Here is a 14,643-nt window from a genome sequence, read left to right on the forward strand (position 1 = left end):
CGGAACGGCGCGATGGGGTTGCGTGCCGACTGACTGTTCGTTGACGCGCCAACCGCTGCGGGCGGACACCCCCCGACACGGCCCCTTCTCGCCGTACGCGGGTGCGGGCGTGCGGGGGCGGGCGCCCAGTCCCGCTCAGCTGCGTGCCGCTAGGGGCCCGTCACGCCGGGCTGCAGACCCACCCGCCATCAGCAACAGCGCCGAGTACCCCGCACCCCCTCAGGCCGTCGCAGCCGGTGGCACCGGTGGAGCCAACTGGCGGGCCAGCCAGGTCGGTACGCCCCCCAGAAGGCGGAACAACCGCCGGGCCTCCTCGCGCAGCCGCGATGCCTCCGGCTCCGTCTCGGTGTCGGCGAGGGACACCAGCGCCGGGGCCGTGCCCACGAGGTAGCCCAGCTCCTCCCGGATCCGCAGCGACTCCGCGAAACCGTGCCGCGCCTCCGCCAACTCCCCTTCCCGCAGGGCGAGTCCCGCCAGATGGCGCCAGGTGAAGGACAGCAGGAGCGGGTCGGAGTGCGCCGTCGCGCCCGCGTGGGCACGACGGTACGCGGCGCGGGCTGCCTGGGGCGCGCTCGTCAGGTTCTCCGCCAGGAGCCCGCGACGGAAGTCGAGAAGAGCCCGCGCCGGAGCCCCCGGAGGGACCAGCGCCGCCGCCCGCCCCAGCGCGGCCCGCGCCTCGTCGGCCCGGTCCCGCACCGCGAGCAGCGTCGACGCGTAGGCCAAGTACCCGCGTTCACAAGCGGCCGCGCCGCGCTCGTCGTCGGTGTGGGCCATCGCCTCGGCCGTGCGCAGCGCGTCCTCGGCCTCCTCCCAGCCCTGCTCGGTGTACAGACACCGTTCCACCAGCAACGACGCGCGTTGCAGCGCCGCCGCCGGTGTGGCCGGCAGCAGCAGGGCGGCCGCGTCGGCCCAGCATCCGCGGGAGCGCAGCCGCCATACCGCGGTCTGGAGGGGATCGTCACCGGCGGTCGTTCCGTTACCAGACATGGCGGTATGCGCCACGTTGCCCTCCCCGAGCACGCCATCGAGCTGTTGAGTGGTGGCGGCATCTCAGCACGAATCGGCGGGCCGGGCCAAGGGGGTGGGTGAAGGATTTCACAAAGTCGTGGGACTCGGGGGTGTCCCGGGTTTGGGCCGGGACACCCCCGAGTCTCAGCTCATTCGCAGGGCCAGGAAGAAATCCAGCTTGTCCTCGAGCCGCGACAGATCACGGCCCGTCAACTGCTCGATTCGGCTGACCCGGTAGCGCAGCGTGTTGACGTGCAGGTGCAGACGGCTGGCGCAGCGGGTCCAGGAGCCGTCGCAGTCGAGGAAGGCTTCGAGGGTGGGGATCAGCTCGGCGCGGTGACGGCGGTCGTAGTCGCGCAGGGGGTCCAGGAGGCGGGCCGTGAAGGCCCGGCGGACATCGTCCGGGACGAAGGGCAGCAGCAGGACGTGCGAGGCCAGCTCCTGATGGCCGGCCGCGCAGACCCGGCCCGGGCGGGCCGCGGCGACGCGCCGTGCGTGGCGGGCCTCCTCCAGCGCCCCGCGCAGGCCCTCCGCCGAGTGGACGGCCGCGCTGACGCCCAGGGTGAGCCGGCCGTCGTCGTCGAGGCCCGCCGTGAGGGGGGCCCGTACCGATTCCAGGAGTGTCTCCGCGAGGACGCCCGTCTCCGAGCCGTCGTGCTCCGAGGAGACGGCCGGGAGGGGGACCAGGGCGATGGCCTCGCCGCCCGTGTGGGCCACGGCGATGCGGTCGGAGTGCTCCGGCCCGGCGACCGCGGGGTCGACGAGGACCTCCTCCAGCAGGGCCTGCGCCACCGGGCCGCCCTCGATCTCCTCGCCCTCCCAGTCGACGCGGGCCACGACCACCTGCCAGTGCGGCGCGGCGCCCAGGCCGGGCAGCAGCACCGGCGCGGCCACGCGCAGCCGGCCGGCGATCTCGGCGGGCGCCGCGCCCGTCTGGACCAGTTCCAGGACCTCCTGGGCCAGGCGGCGGCGGACCGTGCGGGCCGCGTCGCGGCGGTCCCGTTCGACCGCGATCAGCTGGGTGACGCCGTAGAGCAGGTCCAGGCGCTCCTCGGGCCAGTCCCCGGCGTCCGCCTCCACGGCCAGCAGCCAGTCCGACAGGACGGTCTCGCGGACGTCCCGGGCCGGCTGCGGGGAGCGGCCCGTGGAGCGGACCGGGAACAGGGAGTACGTCGTGGCGCCCAGGAGGACGCGGTGGGGGCCGCGGCGGCCCGTGCGGGTGGCGGCCAGGTGTTCCCCCGCGAGCCGGGCGCACGCCTCGGCCGGCAGGGCGGGACCCGCGGCCTTCGAGCCGGCGATGAGGCGGCCGGTGGGGGAGAGGACCCAGGCCCGCAGGTCGAGGTCGGTGCCGAGCAGGTCCAGGACCACGTCCGGGCCGCCGCCCGCCGGGCCCGACGTCATCATCCGGCGGTGGCGGTCCACGACCGCCGCGAGGTCGCCGGCGCGCTCGCCGGAGACCTGCCGTACGACGTGCTCGGTGATCGTCGCGAACGCCACCGACTCGTGCACCGCGAAGAGCGGGAGGCGATGGCGGGCGCAGGCGACGACCAGGTCCTCCGGTACGTCGCCGAGCTCGGCCTCGCCCGCGGCGAGGGCCGTCACGCCCGCCTGCACCAGGATCCGCACGAACGGCTCCGAATCGTCGGCGTCCCGGCGCCAGGCCAGGCCCGTGAGCACCAGCTCGCCGCCCGCGAGGTAGCGGCTGGGGTCGCGGAGGTCGGTGGTCATCACACCCCGCACGGTGCGGTCCAGCTCGTCCTCGCCGCCGAGCAGCTTGAGGCCCAGCGCGTCGGTGTCCAGCAGTGCGCGCAGCCGCATTCTCGTCGCCGCCGTTCTTTGTCTCGAAATCAAACCCTGCCCCGGCTGTGGTCCAGGTCACGCGGTTGTGTCGCGCGTTTCCACAGGAGAACGAGGAGGTTTCTGAGGGCCTCCGTTCATACGAATCTACAAGATGCCTGTCCTGGCCAGCCAACTCCTTCATGGTTTCCGTGACTGACTCGCCCGGCGCAACGCGCTGTGTACTGAGACCACTACGCGTAAACAGCACATGAACGAGCCGGGACCGCCGCACACGGATTGGCTCAATCTGAACGCCCCACGAGAAGACGAAGAAGAGAGCCGGTCATGGACTTCCTTCGCCCCGCCAGCTGGGAGGAGGCGCTCGCCGCGAAAGCCGAGCACCCCACAGCTGTGCCGATTGCGGGTGGCACCGACGTGATGGTCGAGATCAACTTCGACCACCGCCGGCCCGAGTACCTCTTGGACCTGAACCGCATCGGCGACCTCCTCGAGTGGGAGGTCGGCGAGGAGAGCGTACGGGTCGGTGCCTCCGTGCCGTACACGAAGATCATGGAGAACCTGCGCGCCGAGCTGCCGGGTCTGGCCCTCGCCTCGCACACGGTCGCCTCCCCGCAGATCCGCAACCGCGGCGGCGTCGGCGGCAACCTCGGCACCGCCTCCCCGGCCGGTGACGCCCACCCCGCCCTGCTCGCCGCGGGCGCCGAGGTGGAGGTCGAGTCGGTGCGCGGCTCCCGCCGTATCCCGATCGACGAGTTCTACACGGGCGTGAAGCGCAACGCGCTGGCGGCCGACGAGCTGATCCGCGCCGTGCATGTGAAGAAGGCCGACGGGCCGCAGCAGTTCTCCAAGGTCGGCACCCGCAACGCCATGGTCATCGCCGTGTGCGCCTTCGGGCTGGCCCTGCACCCGCAGACCCGGACCGTGCGGACGGGCATCGGCTCGGCCGCCCCGACACCCGTTCGGGCCAAGGCCGCCGAGGAGTTCCTGAACGCCGCGCTGGAGGAGGGCGGCTTCTGGGACAACGGCAAGATCATCACCCCGTCGGTCGCCAAGCAGTTCGCGGACCTGTGCTCCGCCGCCTGCAACCCGATCGACGACGTCCGGGGTACCGCGAGCTACCGCCGCCACGCGGTCGGCGTCATGGCCCGCCGCACGCTGACCTGGACCTGGGAGTCCTACCGCGGCGCCCGCCGCCTCACCGAGGGAGCTGCGTAATGCGCGTCAACTTCACGGTCAACGGCCGTCCGCAGGAAGCCGACGACGTGTGGGAGGGCGAGTCCCTGCTGTACGTACTGAGGGAGCGGCTCGGGCTGCCGGGTTCGAAGAACGCCTGCGAGCAGGGCGAATGCGGCTCGTGCACGGTCCGTCTGGACGGTGTGCCGGTGTGCTCGTGCCTGGTCGCCGCCGGGCAGGTGGAGGGCCGCGAGGTCGTCACCGTCGAGGGGCTCGCCGACTTCGCCAAGCAACGCGCCGAGGGCGGCTGCGCGACCGGCGCCTGCGGTACGACGCTGCAGAACGCGCAGCAGTGGGAGGCCAAGGGCAGCGACTCGCACACCGGCGAGGGCACCGAGCTCTCCCCGATCCAGCAGGCGTTCATCGACGCCGGCGCCGTCCAGTGCGGCTTCTGCACCCCCGGCCTGCTGGTCGCCGCCGACGAGATGCTGGAGCGCAACCCGAACCCGAGCGACGCGGACATCCGCGAGGCCCTGTCGGGCAACCTGTGCCGCTGCACCGGCTACGAGAAGATCATGGACGCGGTCCGCCTCGCGGCCGCCCGGCAGGGAGAGGCGGTCTGATCGTGTCTTCCCCGAACGGAACCCCGACCAAGATCACCCAGGGGTCCCAGACCAAGGGCGGCATCGGCGAGAGCACGCTGCGCCCCGACGGGACCCTCAAGGTCACCGGCGAGTTCGCGTACTCGTCCGACATGTGGCACGAGGACATGCTGTGGGGGCAGATCCTCCGCTCGACCGTCGCCCACGCCGAGATCGTGTCCATCGACACCAGCGAGGCCCTGGCCATGCCGGGCGTCTACGCCGTGCTGACCTACGACGACCTGCCCACCGACGTGAAGAACTACGGGCTGGAGATCCAGGACACCCCGGTCCTCGCCCACGGCAAGGTCCGCCACCACGGCGAGCCGGTCGCCATCGTCGCCGCCGACCACCCGGAGACCGCGCGCCGGGCCGCCGCGAAGATCAAGGTCGACTATCGCGAGCTGCCCGTCATCACCGACGAGGCCTCCGCGACTGCCCCGGACGCGCTCCTCGTCCACGAGAACCGCGACGACCACCACGCCGGTCACGTCCCGCACCCCAACATCGTGCACCGCCAGCCGATCGTCCGCGGTGACGTCAAGGCCGCCCGCGAGCGGGCCGACGTGATCGTCACGGGCGAGTACACCTTCGGCATGCAGGACCAGGCCTTCCTCGGCCCCGAGTCCGGCCTCGCGGTGCCGGAGGAGGACGGCGGCGTCCACCTCTACATCGCCACCCAGTGGCTGCACAGCGACCTGCGCCAGATCGCGCCCGTGCTCGGCCTGCCCGAGGACAAGGTGCGGATGACGCTGTCCGGCGTCGGCGGCGCGTTCGGCGGCCGCGAGGACCTGTCGATGCAGATCCACGCCTGCCTGCTGGCCCTGCGCACGGGCAAGCCCGTCAAGATCGTCTACAACCGCTTCGAGTCGTTCTTCGGGCACGTCCACCGCCACCCCGCGAAGCTCCACTACGAGCACGGGGCCACCAAGGACGGCAAGCTCACCCACATGAAGTGCCGGATCGTGCTGGACGGTGGCGCCTACGCCTCCGCCTCCCCGGCCGTGGTCGGCAACGCCTCCTCCCTGTCCGTCGGCCCGTACGTGGTCGACGACGTGGACATCGAGGCCATCGCCCTCTACACCAACAACCCGCCCTGCGGCGCCATGCGAGGCTTCGGCGCGGTCCAGGCCTGCTTCGCCTACGAGGCGCAGATGGACAAGCTCGCCGCGAAGCTCGGCATGGACCCGGTGGAGTTCCGCCGGCTCAACGCCATGGAGCAGGGCACGCTCCTGCCGACCGGGCAGCCCGTCGACTCCCCGGCCCCCGTCGCCGAACTGCTGCGCCGCGTCAAGGCGATGCCGATGCCGCCGGAGCGCCAGTGGGAGTCCAGCGAGGGCGCCGACGTACGGCAGCTGCCCGGCGGGCTGTCCAACACCACGCACGGCGAGGGCGTCGTACGCGGGGTCGGCTACGCGGTCGGCATCAAGAACGTGGGCTTCTCCGAGGGCTTCGACGACTACTCCACCGCCAAGGTGCGCATGGAGGTCGTCGCCGGGGAGCCCGTCGCCACCGTGCACACCGCCATGGCGGAGGTCGGCCAGGGCGGCGTCACCGTCCACGCGCAGATCGCCCGCACCGAGCTGGGTGTCACGCAGGTGACCATCCACCCGGCCGACACCCAGGTGGGCAGCGCCGGTTCCACGTCGGCCTCCCGGCAGACGTACGTCACCGGCGGCGCGGTGAAGAACTCCTGCGAGCTGGTCCGCGAGAAGGTCCTGGAGATCGGGCGCCGCAAGTTCGGCTCCTACCACCCCGCCTGGGCCACCGCCGAACTGCTCCTGGAAGGCGGCAAGGTCGTCACCGACAGCGGCGAGGTCCTCGGCGACCTGGCCGACGTCCTGGAGGACGAGGCCGTCGAGGTCGAGGCGGAGTGGCGGCACCGGCCGACCGAGCCCTTCGACCTGCGCACCGGCCAGGGCAACGGGCACGTCCAGTACTCCTTCGCCGCGCACCGCGCCGTCGTCGAGGTCGACACCGAACTCGGCCTGGTCAAGGTCATCGAGCTGGCCTGCGCCCAGGACGTCGGCAAGGCGCTCAACCCGCTGTCGGTGCTCGGCCAGATCCAGGGCGGCACCACGCAGGGCCTGGGCGTGGCGGTCATGGAGGAGATCGTCGTCGACCCGAAGACGGCGAAGGTCAAGAACCCCTCCTTCACCGACTACCTGATCCCGACCATCCTCGACACGCCGACCATCCCCGTCGACGTGCTCGAACTCGCCGACGAGCACGCCCCGTACGGGCTGCGCGGCATCGGCGAGGCACCCACCCTGTCGTCGACCCCGGCCGTCCTCGCGGCGATCCGGGACGCGACCGGGCTCGAGCTGAACCGGACCCCGGTGAGGCCCGAGCACCTGACGGGTACGCAGCTCTCCGAGGGCTGAGCAGTCACGATCCCCTGGGGGGCTTCGTCCCCCAGGTCCCTTGTTCGTCTCGGGCCGTCCCCCGGGTCGTGAACATCCCAACCCCCTTTGAAACTTGGGAGACGGCACCCATGACCCAGCAGTCCACAGAGCCGAGGACCACAGCCGACGACGCGGGTGAAGGCACCCGCGTCCCGGCCGGACGGTCCTGGCTCGACCGGTACTTCCACATATCCCACAGAGGGTCCAGCGTCGCCCGTGAAGTGCGCGGCGGCATCACGACCTTCATGGCGATGGCGTACATCCTCCTGCTCAACCCCCTGATCCTGTCCGGCAAGGACGCGGCCGGGGCCACGCTCGCCCAGCCGGCCCTGATCACCGCCACCGCGTTCGCGGCGGCCGTCACCACCCTGCTGATGGGCTTCGTCGGCAAGGTGCCCCTGGCCCTCGCCGCCGGCCTCTCCGTCTCCGGAGTCCTCGCCTCCCAGGTCGCACCCGAGATGACCTGGCCGCAGGCGATGGGCATGTGCGTGATGTACGGCGTGATCATCATGCTGCTGGTCGTCACCGGCCTGCGCGAGATGATCATGAACGCGATCCCGCTCGCGCTCAAGCACGGCATCACCATGGGCATCGGCCTGTTCATCGCCCTCATCGGTTTCTACAAGTCCGGCTTCGTGCACCAGGGCGAGGCCACCCCGGTCACCCTCGGCCCCGCGGGCGAACTGGCCGGCTGGCCCGTTCTGCTCTTCGCCGGGACCCTGCTGCTGATCTTCATGCTCCAGGCCCGGAACATCCCGGGCGCCATCCTCATCGGCATCGTCAGCGGCACGGTCGTCGCGGCGATCCTGAACGCCGCCGGCGTCGTCGACCCCAAGCAGTGGGCGGGCGGCGCACCCGAACTGCACGGCAGTGCCGTCTCCATGCCCGACTTCTCGCTCTTCGGGGACGTGCGGTTCGGCGGCTGGGGCGAGGTCGGCGCGATGACGGTCGGCATGATCGTCTTCACGCTGGTGCTCGCCGGGTTCTTCGACGCGATGGCCACCATCATCGGCGTCGGTACCGAGGCCAAGCTCGCCGACGACAAGGGCCGCATGCCGGGCCTGTCCAAGGCGCTGTTCATCGACGGGGCCGGCGGCGCGATCGGAGGCGTGTCCGGCGGTTCCGGCCAGACGGTGTTCATCGAGTCGGCCACGGGTGTCGGCGAGGGCGCCCGCACCGGCCTGGCCTCGGTGGTCACGGGGCTGTTCTTCGCGGCCTGCCTGTTCTTCACCCCGCTCACGGCGATCGTGCCGTCGGAGGTCGCGTCCGCCGCCCTCGTCGTCATCGGCGCCATGATGCTGATGAACGCCCGGCACGTGGACTGGGCCGACCGGGCCACCGCCGTCCCGGTGTTCCTCACGGTCGTGCTGATGCCGTTCACGTACACCATCACCACCGGTGTCGCCGCGGGCGTCATCTCCTGGGCCGCCATCAAGACCGCCCAGGGCAAGGTGCGCGAGATCGGCGCCTTCATGTGGGTCCTCACGGCGGTGTTCCTCGTCTACTTCGCCCTCAACCCGATCGAGAGTTGGCTGGGCGTCCACTGACGCCCCGTCGCAGCCTTGTCGCCGCAGCCTTAAGGAGACCGAGACAGATGCTGGACATCGCCGAGGAGCTGAACCGGTGGGTCGAGCAGGGCCGTGACTTCGCCGTCGCCACCGTGGTGGCCGTCGGCGGCAGCGCACCCCGCCAGCCCGGCGCCGCGCTCGCGGTGGACACCGAGGGCACGGCGATCGGCTCGGTCTCCGGCGGCTGCGTGGAGGGCGCGGTCTACGACCTGTGCGAGCAGGCGCTGCGGGACGGCGAAACCGTCCTGGAGCGCTTCGGATACAGCGACGACGACGCCTTCGCCGTGGGGCTGACCTGCGGCGGCGTCATCGACATCCTGGTCACCCCGGTACGGGCCGCCGATCCGGTCCGCCCGGTGGTCGCGGCCGCGCTCGCCGCCGCCGCCCGAGGGGAGACGGCGGCGGTGGCGCGGATCGTGTCGGGCCCGGGCGAACTGACGGGCCGGGCCCTGGTGGTCCGGCCCGACGGTTCCTGCGAGGGCGGCTTCGGCGCCCATCCGGAACTGGACCGTACGGTCGCCGCCGAGGCCGGTGCCTTCCTGGACGCGGGCCGCACCGGCACCCTGGAGATCGGTGAGCAGGGCTCCCGCTGCGGAGCACCCCTCACGGTCCTGGTCGAGTCCTCGGTCCCCGCACCCCGCATGATCGTGTTCGGCGCGATCGACTTCGCCGCCGCCCTGGTCCGCATGGGCAAGTTCCTCGGCTACCACGTCACCGTGTGCGACGCGCGCCCCGTCTTCGCGACCCGGACGCGCTTCCCGGAGGCCGACGAGATCGTCGTCGAGTGGCCCCACCGCTACCTGGAGCGCACCGACGTCGACGCCCGCACGGTCCTGTGCGTGCTGACCCACGACGCCAAGTTCGACGTGCCCCTGCTGAAGCTGGCGCTGCGCCTTCCGGTGGCGTACGTCGGTGCCATGGGCTCCCGGCGCACCCACCTGGACCGCAACTCGCGCCTGCGTGAAGTCGGCGTCACCGACATGGAGTTGAGCCGGCTCCACTCGCCGATCGGCCTGGACCTCGGGGCCCGTACGCCCGAGGAGACGGCCCTGTCGATCGCGTCGGAGATCGTCGCCGGCCGGCGTGGCGGCAGCGGCCTCTCGCTGACCGGGGCGCACACGCCGATCCACCACGAGCCGGAGTCGCAGTCCGTGGGGCGGATCGGGTCGGTGGCCTGAGGCCCTGCCGGGAACGCTCGTCGGCGGCCGGTGCGTCAGGGCTGTCTGAGCAGGCGGTTCAGGGCCCGCCCGAACACGTACCGGGAGGAGCGGCGCACCACGCCGTCGAGGAGCGACGGCAGGAACCGGACCCGGATCTCCTCCCTCCAGATCACCCGCGTACGGCCCCCCGGCCCCGGCCGCACTTCGAGTTCGGCCCACCCCAGCACCACACGGCCCCGCTTCTCCAGCCGGCACATCCCCGCAGCCCCGTCCTCCGGCGGCTGCCACACCGTGACCTCCATCGGGTCGTCGAAGCCCAGCGGACCGGTGCCCGAGCGGGCCACGACGACGGTGCCCTCGCGCGTCGGCTCGGGCGGCTCCACCCTGACCGCCGTCAACGGCACCGCCTCACCGTGCCGCGGCCACTGCGTGATCCGCCGCCACGCCTCGTCGAGGGAGAGCGGGACCGTGCGTTCGAGCAGGATGTTCGCCACGGCACGATCGTAGGGCTGCCCCGGTCGGCTGCCGAGCAGGTGCGGGGCGCGGCGGGCTCGGGCGTGCGGACTACCGGTACACCTTGCCCGGCTCCGCCTTCCCCGGTGCCAGGAGTTGGGGCACCGTCACGAAGACGTAGCCGCGTTCCTTCAGTGCGTCGATGATCCCCGGTACCGCCGGCACCGTGCCGTCGTAGATGTCGTGGAGGAGGATGATGCCGTCCCGGGAGGACTGGGCGAGGACGCGGCGGGTGATCAGGTCGGAGTCGGTCGTCTGGTAATCCTTGGCCGTGGCGCTCCACAGCACTTCGGAGAGGCCCAGTTCGCGGCAGATCTCGTGCACGGTGTCGTCGGTGCGGCCCTGCGGCGGGCGCATGAGGGTCGGGCGCCGGCCGGTGAGGCGTTCTATCTCCTCGTTGGGGCGTTCCAGTTCCTCGCGTATCTCCTCGGGTCTGAGCCGGGTCAGGATCTTGTGGTCCCAGGTGTGGCTGGCCACCTCGTGGCCCTCGTCGGCCATCCGCCGCACCAGCTCCGGGTACTTCTCGATGTGCCGCTCGCCGAGGAGGAAGAAGGTCGCCGGGACCTGTCTCTCCTTCAGGATGTCCAGCAGCCGCGGGGAGTTCTCGCTCGGTCCGGCGTCGAAGGTGAGTGCGATGCACTTGACCTCGCGGCAGTCGACGGTACCGAAGCGGGCCGCCTGCACGTCCGTGGCCGGGCGGGCCCGGACGGCGCTGGGGGCCGTGGTGTCGGGCCCCGTGCAGCCGCTCAGGGCGAGGGTGAGGGCGGCGGTGGCCGCGAGCGTTCCGGCCGTTCGGAACGCGGTCCCCGTTTTCTTCATCTTCTTGGTCAGAGAAGGCATGCCGGGACTATATATCGCGTGTATACGCGCGGTTTATAGTGACCGAGGCGTGCCCCGACGGCCTGGCCCGGTGTTTGAGGGAGCCCTACCGCGGCACTCGCCAGCAAGGTAGTTCGCGCACGCCGCCGGAGGGAGGGCCCGCCCGTATGACCTCGTACGCCGTCGTGATCCCCACCCTCGTCCCGGACACTCTCGCCGACTGTCTCGCCGCGCTCGCCGCCGCGACCGGGCCGCGCCCCGACGAGATCGTCCTCGTCGACGACCGGACCGACCCCGAACCCGGGCCGCTGCACCACCCGTTGAGCGTCCTCGGCGACCTGCGGGAGCGGACCACCGTGCTGGGCGGCGGCGGTCGTGGGCCCGCCGCCGCCCGCAACACCGGGCTGCGTGCCGTGAACACCCCGTGGACCGTGTTCCTCGACGACGACGTCCAGGTGGGGGCGCGCTGGTGCGACCAGCTGGCCGAGGACCTCGCCCAGGCGTCCCACGACACGGCGGGCGTCCAGGGCGTCCTCGCCGTGCCGCTGCCCGGCGAACGCCGCCCCACCGACTGGGAACGCGGCACCGCGGGACTCGTCCGGGCCCACTGGGTCACCGCCGACATGGCCTACCGCACGGAGGTCCTCAAGCAGGTCGGCGGCTTCGACGAGCGCTTCCAGCGCGCCTTCCGCGAGGACGCCGATCTCGCCCTGCGCGTCCTCGACTCGGGCTGGCGCATCCGGCAGGGCCGCCGCACCACCCGCCACCCCGTGCGCTCCGCCTCCCGTTGGGCGTCCGTGCGCCAGCAGCGCGGCAACGCCGACGACGCCCTCATGCGGCATCTGCACGGTCCCGACTGGTGGGCCAAGGCCGTCGCGCCGCGCGACCGGATCCGCACCCACGCGGCCATCACGACCGCCGGGGTCGCCGCCTGCGCCCTCGCCGCCACCGGCCACGGCCGGGCCGCGACGGCCTGCGCACTCGGCTGGGCGGCCGGCACGGCGGAGTTCGCCCGCGCCCGCATCGTCCCCGGCCCGCGCACCCGCCACGAGGTGACGACGGTACTGGCGACCAGCGTGCTCATCCCGCCCACCGCGACCTGGCACCGGCTGGCAGGTGCCTGGCGCCACCGTCACACCCCCGCCTGGCAGGAGGAGGCCACCCCGTGAGCCCGGTGAAGACCGTGCTGTTCGACCGCGACGGCACGCTCGTCGAGGACGTCCCGAACAACGCCGACCCCGACCGCGTCCGCCCCGCCGAGGGCGCCCGCGAGGCGCTCGCCCTGCTGCGCCGGCGCGGCATCCGCACCGGCGTCGTCACCGACCAGCCCGGTGTCGCCCGCGGACTGCTCACCGACGCCGACGTGCGCCGCGTCAACCGCCGCGTCGACGAACTCCTCGGTCCCTTCGACGTGTTCGCCGTCTGCCCGCACGGCCCCGACGACGGCTGCCACTGCCGCAAGCCGCAGCCCGGCATGCTGCTGTGGGCGGCCGGGCGGATCTGCACCAGGCCCACCGACCTCGTCGTCATCGGCGGCCTCGGCGCCGACGCCGAGGCCGCGCGCCGGGCGGGCGCCCACGGCATCCTCGTCCCGAACGGGCGGACCCGCCCCGAGGAGACCACCGAGGCCGACCACGTCGCCCCCAACCTCCTCACCGCCGCCCGCGCGGTGCTGGACGGACCGCCGAAGGGCCGTGTCCTCGCCGACGAGCGCCCCATCCAGGAGGCGTTCACGGCCGACCCCGCACCGGGCGGGCAGCTGTGACGGCCGGTGCCCCACGGGGCGGTCGCCCGCACTGACGCGGCCACCGGGATGCTGTGCGGCACCGGCACCCGATGAGCGGCCCGCGGCAGCGGACACCGGCCACCGGGGCCGCCGCCTATGGCTCCGGGGCCGGCGGGCGCGCCGGGGCCTCCCCGCTGGCCGGGGTCGTTGAAGGCGCCGAGGGCTCCAGGGCCGCCGGGGGTGCCGGGACTGCCGGGCTCGTTGAAGGCCTCGGGGCCACCGGGCCTGCCCGGGTCGCCGAAGCCGCCAGGGTCGCGGCGAACGCACGGCCTGCGCCACCGCGCCCTGTGGCGCGGCCCCGAGGGCGCCCCGGCGCCCCCGCACCTCATCGCGAGAGCACGCACCGGACGCCGCGGGGCCCGTCCTCCGGGCGGACGACGGGACTTTGCGGACACGACCTGGCGGGAGGGGGCGCGCTCAGCTCCCGCACCACCGGTGCATGAGCCGGAACGCGGCGAACATCGTCAGGGGCCATATCGCGGCGAACGCCCAGATCACACCCGGATCTGATGTGACGATCCCGGCCACCATCAGCCCGGCCGACACCGCGACCAGGACCGCCACGGTCCAGACGCGGGGGCGGTAGGAGGCCAGACGGGCCAGGATGCGGCCGAGGTCGGGGCGACGGCTCACTCGGTGCGTGCGCAGCTTGCGGTCGAGGCGACGGTCACGGCGCAGGGCGCGTTCCATCTCGTCGAGGATGCGCTGCTCGTTCTCGGGAAGTCGGCCGATGGACACGCTCTCTCCTTCCGGGCGGCCGGACCGTCTCTCCTCCGGGGGGACGTGCGGCGGGGGAAGTACAGCGGGGGACGTACAAGCGGGTGCCCCGTGGTGCGCCCGCGCTAACCGGGCACCGGCCGGGCCAGCGCCTCGACGAGCCGGTCCGCGCTGTCCGGCACGCTGCCCTCGCGGAACCCGTCGCGGATCTGCCGCGCGGTCACCCGGCCGCCGGTCAGGCACCAGTCCCACCAGCGGTCCAACTGCCGCACGTCCATCCGCTCGGCGGGCACCAGCGCGGGCCAGCCGCAGGCACGGGCCTGTGCGGTCAGCTTGGCGCCGCCCGCGACCGGGTCGACGGCCAGCACCGGCGTGCCGACCCGCAGCGCGATCACCAGCCCGTGCAGCCGGTCGGTGACGACGAGGTCCAGCCGGGCCAGCACGGACTGCAGCTGCGCGGGTGTCGCGCTCAGATGCCAGTCGTGCGTGTCCAGCCGGGTCTCCAGTTCCAGCCTGCCGCAGTCCTTCGCGGCCAGCCAGCGGGTCAGCTCCTCGGCGACCTGCCCGTGCCGCCGCAGCTGCCCGTACTCGTGCTGCCCGTGGGCGAGGATCACCCCGACGACGGGCCGCGCCGGCACGTCCGGGGCGCGGGCCGCGAGGTCCTCCACCGGCTCGCTGTCGGGTCCGTCCCGCGGCAGCACCCGGTGGAAGCCGGTCACGGCCGCGCTGCCGGGGTCGATCACCGAGGTGCCGACGGCGATCCGCACGCAGTGCGCGAACCGCCGGTGCAGCTCCTCCACCTGCGGCCCGTGCAGCGGGCCGCACACGAACACCAGGTGGGTGTAGTCCTCGGGCCACAGCTGATCCAGATGCAGCGCCTCCGGACGGAAGCGGGGACTCCAGGCGACGTCGTACGGGATGCCCGTGCCCCGCATCACGTCCTCCACCCGGCGCAGGGCCAGCACGTCCCCGGCGGTCGCCTCCCTGTCCCGGAAGCTGAACCAGCCGGTGAGCAGCACCCTGCGCGGTCGCTTGCCCTGTTGTGTGTGCACA

At 72.9% G+C, this 14,643-nt stretch carries 13 protein-coding genes; 7 read left to right on the forward strand and 6 right to left on the reverse strand.

The window, feature by feature from the left end; all coding sequences use genetic code 11:
• Positions 1 to 219 precede the first annotated feature (219 nt).
• Both AB0G20_RS39270 and AB0G20_RS39275 read right to left on the reverse strand, forming a co-directional pair.
• Positions 220 to 987, reverse strand: coding sequence for a hypothetical protein (locus AB0G20_RS39270; RefSeq protein ID WP_361311622.1), 768 nt, complete (start codon positions 985 to 987; stop codon positions 220 to 222).
• A gap of 165 nt (positions 988 to 1,152) precedes the next feature.
• Positions 1,153 to 2,826: a PucR family transcriptional regulator ligand-binding domain-containing protein gene (locus tag AB0G20_RS39275; RefSeq protein WP_361311624.1), complete on the reverse strand. Its 1,674-nt coding sequence runs from the start codon at positions 2,824 to 2,826 to the stop codon at positions 1,153 to 1,155.
• Positions 2,827 to 3,132: 306 nt separating this feature from the next.
• Here AB0G20_RS39275 and AB0G20_RS39280 point away from each other — a divergent pair, with 306 nt between their 5' ends.
• The 5 genes from AB0G20_RS39280 (at position 3,133) to AB0G20_RS39300 (ending at position 9,773) form a co-directional block, all read left to right on the forward strand.
• The gene (locus AB0G20_RS39280) at positions 3,133 to 4,023 is read left to right on the forward strand and encodes a xanthine dehydrogenase family protein subunit M (protein WP_361311626.1); all 891 of its coding nucleotides are present in this window, start codon (positions 3,133 to 3,135) and stop codon (positions 4,021 to 4,023) included.
• Positions 4,023 to 4,604, forward strand: coding sequence for a (2Fe-2S)-binding protein (locus AB0G20_RS39285; protein ID WP_361311629.1), 582 nt, complete (start codon positions 4,023 to 4,025; stop codon positions 4,602 to 4,604). The genes AB0G20_RS39280 and AB0G20_RS39285 overlap by 1 nt, the downstream gene beginning before the upstream one ends.
• 2 nt (positions 4,605 to 4,606) lie before the next feature.
• Entirely contained in the window at positions 4,607 to 7,006 is a 2,400-nt protein-coding gene (gene pucD / locus AB0G20_RS39290; protein ID WP_361311632.1) for a xanthine dehydrogenase subunit D, read from the forward strand.
• Positions 7,007 to 7,116: 110 nt separating this feature from the next.
• Complete coding sequence (locus AB0G20_RS39295; RefSeq protein WP_361311634.1) at positions 7,117 to 8,574, forward strand: NCS2 family permease; 1,458 nt, start codon at positions 7,117 to 7,119, stop codon at positions 8,572 to 8,574.
• A gap of 47 nt (positions 8,575 to 8,621) precedes the next feature.
• Positions 8,622 to 9,773 (forward strand): XdhC/CoxI family protein, encoded by a 1,152-nt coding sequence (locus tag AB0G20_RS39300; RefSeq protein WP_361311637.1) that lies wholly within the window; start codon positions 8,622 to 8,624, stop codon positions 9,771 to 9,773.
• A 35-nt stretch (positions 9,774 to 9,808) separates the two neighbouring features.
• Here AB0G20_RS39300 and AB0G20_RS39305 read toward each other — a convergent pair whose 3' ends face one another.
• Together AB0G20_RS39305 and AB0G20_RS39310 are read right to left on the reverse strand one after the other, a co-directional pair.
• Complete coding sequence (locus AB0G20_RS39305) at positions 9,809 to 10,249, reverse strand: SRPBCC family protein (protein ID WP_361311640.1); 441 nt, start codon at positions 10,247 to 10,249, stop codon at positions 9,809 to 9,811.
• A gap of 70 nt (positions 10,250 to 10,319) precedes the next feature.
• Positions 10,320 to 11,087, reverse strand: a complete 768-nt coding sequence (locus tag AB0G20_RS39310; RefSeq protein WP_361311712.1) for a polysaccharide deacetylase family protein — start codon at positions 11,085 to 11,087, stop codon at positions 10,320 to 10,322.
• A gap of 167 nt (positions 11,088 to 11,254) precedes the next feature.
• Here AB0G20_RS39310 and AB0G20_RS39315 point away from each other — a divergent pair, with 167 nt between their 5' ends.
• Together AB0G20_RS39315 and AB0G20_RS39320 are read left to right on the forward strand one after the other, a co-directional pair.
• Positions 11,255 to 12,256: a glycosyltransferase gene (locus tag AB0G20_RS39315; RefSeq protein WP_361311643.1), complete on the forward strand. Its 1,002-nt coding sequence runs from the start codon at positions 11,255 to 11,257 to the stop codon at positions 12,254 to 12,256.
• Positions 12,253 to 12,852, forward strand: coding sequence for an HAD-IIIA family hydrolase (locus AB0G20_RS39320; RefSeq protein WP_361311646.1), 600 nt, complete (start codon positions 12,253 to 12,255; stop codon positions 12,850 to 12,852). The genes AB0G20_RS39315 and AB0G20_RS39320 overlap by 4 nt, the downstream gene beginning before the upstream one ends.
• A 438-nt stretch (positions 12,853 to 13,290) precedes the next feature.
• On the opposite strand, the gene AB0G20_RS39325 is transcribed toward AB0G20_RS39320, so the two are convergent.
• Positions 13,291 to 13,611 (reverse strand): hypothetical protein, encoded by a 321-nt coding sequence (locus AB0G20_RS39325; protein ID WP_361311649.1) that lies wholly within the window; start codon positions 13,609 to 13,611, stop codon positions 13,291 to 13,293.
• A 104-nt stretch (positions 13,612 to 13,715) separates the two neighbouring features.
• Positions 13,716 to 14,642 carry a polysaccharide pyruvyl transferase family protein gene (locus AB0G20_RS39330; RefSeq protein ID WP_361311652.1) on the reverse strand — a complete coding sequence of 309 codons (927 nt, stop codon included), beginning with the start codon at positions 14,640 to 14,642 and terminating at the stop codon, positions 13,716 to 13,718.
• Position 14,643 lies beyond the last annotated feature (1 nt).

The organism is Streptomyces sp. NPDC024017, from assembly GCF_040638895.1.
In the GTDB taxonomy this organism is placed as follows: Bacteria; Actinomycetota; Actinomycetes; order Streptomycetales; family Streptomycetaceae; genus Streptomyces.

Coding starts and splice junctions, on each gene's coding strand:
- AB0G20_RS39310 (WP_361311712.1), bottom strand. CDS start 11,087: ATGAAGAAAACGGGGACCGCGTTCCGAACGGCCGGAACGCTCGCGGCC.
- AB0G20_RS39285 (WP_361311629.1), top strand. CDS start 4,023: ATGCGCGTCAACTTCACGGTCAACGGCCGTCCGCAGGAAGCCGACGAC.
- AB0G20_RS39300 (WP_361311637.1), top strand. CDS start 8,622: ATGCTGGACATCGCCGAGGAGCTGAACCGGTGGGTCGAGCAGGGCCGT.
- AB0G20_RS39295 (WP_361311634.1), top strand. CDS start 7,117: ATGACCCAGCAGTCCACAGAGCCGAGGACCACAGCCGACGACGCGGGT.
- AB0G20_RS39270 (WP_361311622.1), bottom strand. CDS start 987: ATGTCTGGTAACGGAACGACCGCCGGTGACGATCCCCTCCAGACCGCG.
- AB0G20_RS39315 (WP_361311643.1), top strand. CDS start 11,255: ATGACCTCGTACGCCGTCGTGATCCCCACCCTCGTCCCGGACACTCTC.
- AB0G20_RS39280 (WP_361311626.1), top strand. CDS start 3,133: ATGGACTTCCTTCGCCCCGCCAGCTGGGAGGAGGCGCTCGCCGCGAAA.
- AB0G20_RS39275 (WP_361311624.1), bottom strand. CDS start 2,826: ATGCGGCTGCGCGCACTGCTGGACACCGACGCGCTGGGCCTCAAGCTG.